The sequence below is a fragment of the Mitsuaria sp. TWR114 genome, assembly GCF_007997345.1.
This window is the reverse complement of record NZ_VOSR01000580.1, coordinates 1-5,221: the sequence shown is the minus strand read 5'-3', so window position 1 is coordinate 5,221 and position 5,221 is coordinate 1. Positions and strand designations below refer to the sequence as shown.

Below are 5,221 nucleotides of genomic sequence, written 5' to 3'. Positions count from 1 at the left end.
GATCGCGGGGATCTTGTTGTTGGGGCTGATGGCCAGGAAGCTCGCGTCGAACTGCTCGCCCGCGCCGATGTCCACGGGAATCACCCGGTAAGGCAGCCGGCATTCCTCCAGCATGATGTGGACCTTGTGGCCATTGGGCGTGGGCCATGAATACACTTCGATCATCACGCGTTCTCCCTAGGGGCGCGGGGCCCCGGTCGCCGACACCTCAATGCACGGACACCAGGCCGCTCGCGCATCGTCCCGCCTCATGGTAATCAAACAAATCAAACAGTGGTTGACCGCCCGCGCCAACTCGGCCCGGTGGCGCCCCTTGAGCGAATGGGCCGCGGAACGCGGCGGCCAACTGCGTCACGCCCGCGACGGCCGCGGCTTCGTGATCGACCTGCCGCGCACCCTGCCCGGCCTGACCCGCATCGAATGGGGGCCCTCGCAACGCAGCTACATCGAGGGCTTCGAGCTGCGCATGAGATGCGAGCTCAAGGTCAATCCCGACATGCAGATGATGCTCATCGAGCGCAAGCTGATGGAGCGCCTGGAGAGCAGCGTCTTCGAGGCCTACACCGACACGCTGCGCACCCGCGTGGACACCGACACGCCGGAGGAGATGCGCTGGCTGGTGATGTTCCCGAAGCAGTCGCAGATCGAGTCCAAGCTCGTGCGGCAGCGCTTCGGCGCGGTCGGCATCAATCGCGAGCTGATCATGGCCTGGCTCGACAAGGACCTGTCCGAGCGCCTGGCCCAGGCGACGCAGGACGTGCTCATCGAGGGCCGGCCCTTCGTGCTGCTGAGCCTGCGCGGCAACGTCTATCTGCGCACCGCGATGCCCGAGCCGGCACTGGCCGAGGTCGAGGCCCTGACCCGCGTGCTGGACGCCGCGGCGGGCAGCGCGCTGGCGGTGCACCAGCGCATCGGGGACGGCGGTCCCTGGCCGACAACCACCTCGGTGGCCTGGCACAGCCGGCCGTCCGAAGGCGACTACGGCGCGCCGGTCTGAGCCGCCCTCGCGGCCTGGCCGGCGATGGCGGCGCATGCCCCACGGCGGCCCGCGCCGCGCACTTCAGGCGAAGAGATCCGCCGCGCCCGCGACCGCCTCGGTGCAATCGATCAGCCGGCCCTGGCCCGTGATGAAGGCGCAGCGCACCGGCTCGCCGGGCTGCAGCGCCATCACCGCCTCGCGATAGCGCCACAGCTGCTGCAGATAGTCCGGGTTGCGCTGCGGCGCCGGATTCAGCTTGTAGTCGAGCACCCACCAGGTCCGCGCGCCCGCGGCGTCCTGCCGGCAGACGAGCCGGTCCAGGCGCATGTCGTGCCCGTTCCAGCTCAGCGGCACCTCGTTGCCGTGCCATACCAGCGCGTCGGCATCGAAGAAGGCGGCGCAGTCGGCGCTGCCCAGGATCGCCTTCACGCTGCGCTGCAGGCGCTCGTCGCGCGACGCGCGTCGAGCCCGTACATCTGGGCCGCCGCCGCCATCAGGCGCTCGAGCGTGTGATCGCGCCCTCGCGGGCCGCTGTGCCACTCCAGCACGCGGTGCAGCGCCTCGCCGAGCGCGGCGCTTTCGTCGACCTCGTCCGGGCTCTGGCCGACCTCGGCGCCCACCCCATCGACCGCCTCGGCGGGCAGCGGCGCGCGCGCGGCAGCACCTTCAAGCGGGCCACGGTGGCAACGCCATCGGCATGCGCGGCGACAGCGGCATGCGCGGCACGAGCGGCACGAGCGGCACGAGCGGCATCCTCAGCGTTGGCGGCATCGACATCCACACTCGCGTCGAGCTCCGGCACCGCCAGCGGCGCCGCGTGCGGCTGCACCCGCGCCCACCAACTCGCCGATGCGCTCTGGCGCTTGGCCGGCGTGCGGCTCAGCAGCAGCCGATGACGCGCCCGGGTCATGGCGACATAGAGCGCGTTCAGCTCCTCGCGCTGGCGCTGCTCCTTTTCGTCGTCGAGCAGCGCTTGCAGCGACGGCGGCGGTTTCGCCTCCGAGACGATGAAGGCCACAGTTCGCGGCACCGGCTCCTGCACCGGCCATGAGATCGCCAGCGCCATGCTTTCGGCGCGCGCCGGCCCGGCTTCCGCGTCCATCAGGACCACGACCTTGGCCTCCAGGCCCTTGGCGCCATGCACCGTCAGCAGCTGCACCGCATCGGGCTCGGCGGGCGCGGCCAGCTTCAGCGCGCGGCTCTTCAGCGCGCGCACGAAGCCGTACAAGCCGGCGTAGCGACCACCATCGAGTTCCAGCGCCAGCGCCAGCAGCGCCTCGACCGCATGCAGTCGCGCACGGCGCTCGCTGGCCGGCACGGCGGCGGCCAGGCGAGCCATCAGGTCGCCCTCGTCGACGATCGCATCCAGCAGGTCGTGCGGGCTGCGCAGCGCGGCCACCGACGCCCAGCGCGACAGCAGGCCCTGCGCGCGTCGCAGCGCCTCGCTCAGCGACGCCGGCTCGGCCTGCAGCAGGACCTCCCACCAGGAGCGCGTGACCGGCCCGGTCGAGCTGACTGCGGATTCGTCACTGTCCGCCGAGCCGTTCGGCGGCGCATCGTCCGCCAGAGGCGCTTCATCGACCGCGGGCGTCGACCGGCGCGCTTGCGGCGGCTCCTGGCCGAGCCAATGCGCGGAGCGCGACGCGGCCGCGAGCCACAGCAGGTCGGCCTCGGTGGCGCCGAACAAGGGGCTGCGCAGCGCATGCGCCAGCGACAGCTGATGCCCGCTGGACGCCAGCGCATCCAGCAGCGCGAGCAGGTCCCGCACGTCCGGCGCGTCGAGCAGCGCCATGTCCTCCGGCGCCGCATGCGCGATGCCCAGGCCCTTGAGCACCTGCGCCAGCACCCGCAGCCCTTCGCGCTTGCGCGCCAGCACGAACACGTCGCCCGGCTGCACCTGGCCGTCCCTCAGCAACGCCGCGATGCAGGCGGCGATGCGCTGGGCCTCCGCTTCACGGCGATGCAGTTCCGGCTCGCGCCGCGGCTCGGTCAGGCTCGGGCGCCAGGTGTCCGCGTCGCGCGTGGCCGCCGCGGATTCCGCGTCGTCCGCCTCGTCGCCCGCGATGAAGTGGACGCCATCCAGCGGATCGCCGCCGCCCGCCTCGGTGGTGTGGGCCCGGAAGCCGGTGTACTGCTGCGCCAGGCTGGCCTGCTCGAACACCGCGTTCACCGCCGCCAGCACCGGCGCCGAGTTGCGCCGCGTGTGATCGCAGGCCAGCAGCACGCCGTCCAGGCCTTCGCGCACGAAGTCCCGCGCCGCGGCGAAGACGCGCGGTTCGGCGCGTCGGAAGCGGTAGATGCTCTGCTTGGGATCGCCCACGATGAACACCGAGGGCGGCCGTTGTCCGCTGGCGCCGCCCCCGGCGCCGACATAACCCGACAGCCACGCGTACAGCGCGTGCCACTGCAGCGGGCTGGTGTCCTGGAATTCGTCGATCAGCAGGTGTCGCACCTGGCTGTCCAGCCGCTCCTGCACCCAACCCGACAGCTCGGCGTCGCCAAGCAGCGCCAGCGCACCGCGCTCGAGGTCGTTCATGTCGACGAGGCCGCGCTCCCGCTTCAGGCGCTCGAAGGCCTCCAGCAGCGTCAGCGCGAGCCCGCACATCTGCTGGTGCCAGGCGCGCGCGTCGGCCTGGTCCAGCGCCAGCTGCAGCCGGGCGAGCCGGTCGCCCAGCTCGAGCAGCAGCGGCGAATCGCCCAGCGCCTTCACCAGCGTGCCCTTCTGCGTGAACAGCTCGGCGCGCACGGCGGCGAGCGCGCGGGCTTCAGCCTGCGGCTCGTCCCGGGGCGCCGACAGCGCCGCCTCCAGCGCCAGCGCCGCGGCCTTCTGCGTCTTGTTCCGCCCTTGCCCCAGCTCGGCGGCGAGCGCCTGCAGCTCGCCGCGCATCGCGGTGAAGGCGTCGATCGGCTCGCCGAACGCGGCCAGTTCGGGCACCACCTCGGCCGCCGTCGGCACGCTGTCCATCAGTCGTCCGTGCGCCTGCGCCAGGCGCAGCTCGACGCGCTTGTCGAAGGCCGCCATCAGCCAGTCCTGCAGCTTGTTGCGGCCGTGGACCAGGCAGAGCTCGCGATAGATCGCCAGCAGCGATTCGTCCGCCAGCACGGCCGCGTGGAAGCACTGCCAGAGCTCGGGCATCAGGTCGGTCTCGTCCTCCAGCAGCTGCAGCTCGGGCGACAACCCCTGCGCGCGCAGCAGTTCCAGCGGCGCGGCGCGCAGCAGCTGGGAGAACCAGGCGTGGAAGGTGCGGATCTCCACCGGCCGCGCTTCCTGCAGCAGGCGCTGCTGCAGCGTCGCCAGCCGCGGAGCGAGCGCCTCGGCCTGGGCCTGCGGCAGGCCGCGCTGGCGCAGCGCGAGCACGCGGCCCGCGTCGTCGCAATGGGCGAATTCATGCAGCCACTCGTTCAGGCGGGCGCGCATCTCGCCGGCCGCCTTGCGGGTGAAGGTGATCGCGACGATGTCCTGCGGCCGGGCACCGTCCAGCAGCGCGCGCAGGATGCGCGACACCAGCATCCAGGTCTTGCCCGCACCGGCGCAGGCCTCGACGACGACGCTGCGCGCGGGATCGCAGGCCAGCGCGTAGAAGCGCTCGCGGGCGACCGGCGCGCCGTCGAGGGTGTAGGCGGCCGCGGTGCCGGCGAGGGTGCCGGTCGCGATGTCGGTCGTCATGTCCGTCGAGCCGGTCACGGCGCGGCTCCTTCCCAATCGTCGCGACGGCACAGGCCGCGCATCTCGCAGTAGGCGCACGCGACGCCCTCGCCCAGCGCGGGCAGGGGATCGCCCGCGTGGATGGCCATCAGGTCGCCGCGCAGGCCGTCCAGCATGACGGCGGCGGTGGTGGCGACGTCCTCGTGCTCGATCGGGGTGATGCCCTTCGAATCGTCTAGGGCCAGGTATTGCGCGCGGAGCGGTGCGTGGGAGCCCGAATGTCCCATCAATACGGCATAGACGGCGAGCTGCGTATCCTCGAGCGGATTCGCGACCTTGTCCTTGAGGCCCTTGACGCTGCCGGTCTTGTAGTCGACGAGCAACTGCCCCTCGGGCGACTCGTCCACCCGGTCGATGCGGCCCAGCAGCGCCAGGTCCTCCAGCGCCGGCTCGATCCCGGCCCACGGACGCACGCGGCGATCGACCTCGCCGCGCTCGAAGCGCTGTCCCTCGGACTCCCGCTCGGCCAGCCAGTCCAGGTAGGCCGGCAGGAAGCGCGCGAAGCTCGCCGAATACGGCAGGAACTCCGCCGGCGC

The 5,221-nt window shown here is 72.2% G+C and carries 5 protein-coding genes; 1 reads left to right on the top strand and 4 read right to left on the bottom strand.

Going from position 1 to position 5,221, the window contains the following annotated elements; genetic code table 11:
• Positions 1–165: glutathione S-transferase N-terminal domain-containing protein (locus tag FUT87_RS19935; protein WP_186830644.1), on the bottom strand; the 165-nt coding region annotated here is incomplete at its 3' end.
• A gap of 85 nt (positions 166–250) precedes the next feature.
• Here FUT87_RS19935 and FUT87_RS19930 point away from each other — a divergent pair.
• The gene (locus FUT87_RS19930) at positions 251–997 is read left to right on the top strand and encodes a hypothetical protein (RefSeq protein ID WP_147242151.1); all 747 of its coding nucleotides are present in this window, start codon (positions 251–253) and stop codon (positions 995–997) included.
• Positions 998–1,060: 63 nt separating this feature from the next.
• On the opposite strand, the gene FUT87_RS19925 is transcribed toward FUT87_RS19930, so the two are convergent.
• From FUT87_RS19925 to FUT87_RS19915, 3 genes are all read right to left on the bottom strand, one after another.
• Complete coding sequence (locus FUT87_RS19925; protein ID WP_147242150.1) at positions 1,061–1,408, bottom strand: hypothetical protein; 348 nt, start codon at positions 1,406–1,408, stop codon at positions 1,061–1,063.
• A 64-nt stretch (positions 1,409–1,472) separates the two neighbouring features.
• A complete protein-coding gene (locus tag FUT87_RS19920; RefSeq protein WP_147242149.1) occupies positions 1,473–4,664 on the bottom strand; it encodes an exodeoxyribonuclease V subunit beta in 3,192 nt (1,063 codons plus the stop codon).
• Positions 4,661–5,221: PD-(D/E)XK nuclease family protein (locus FUT87_RS19915; RefSeq protein ID WP_186830643.1), on the bottom strand; the 561-nt coding region annotated here is incomplete at its 5' end. The genes FUT87_RS19915 and FUT87_RS19920, both read right to left, overlap by 4 nt.

Coding starts and splice junctions, on each gene's coding strand:
- FUT87_RS19930 (WP_147242151.1), top strand. CDS start 251: ATGGTAATCAAACAAATCAAACAGTGGTTGACCGCCCGCGCCAACTCG.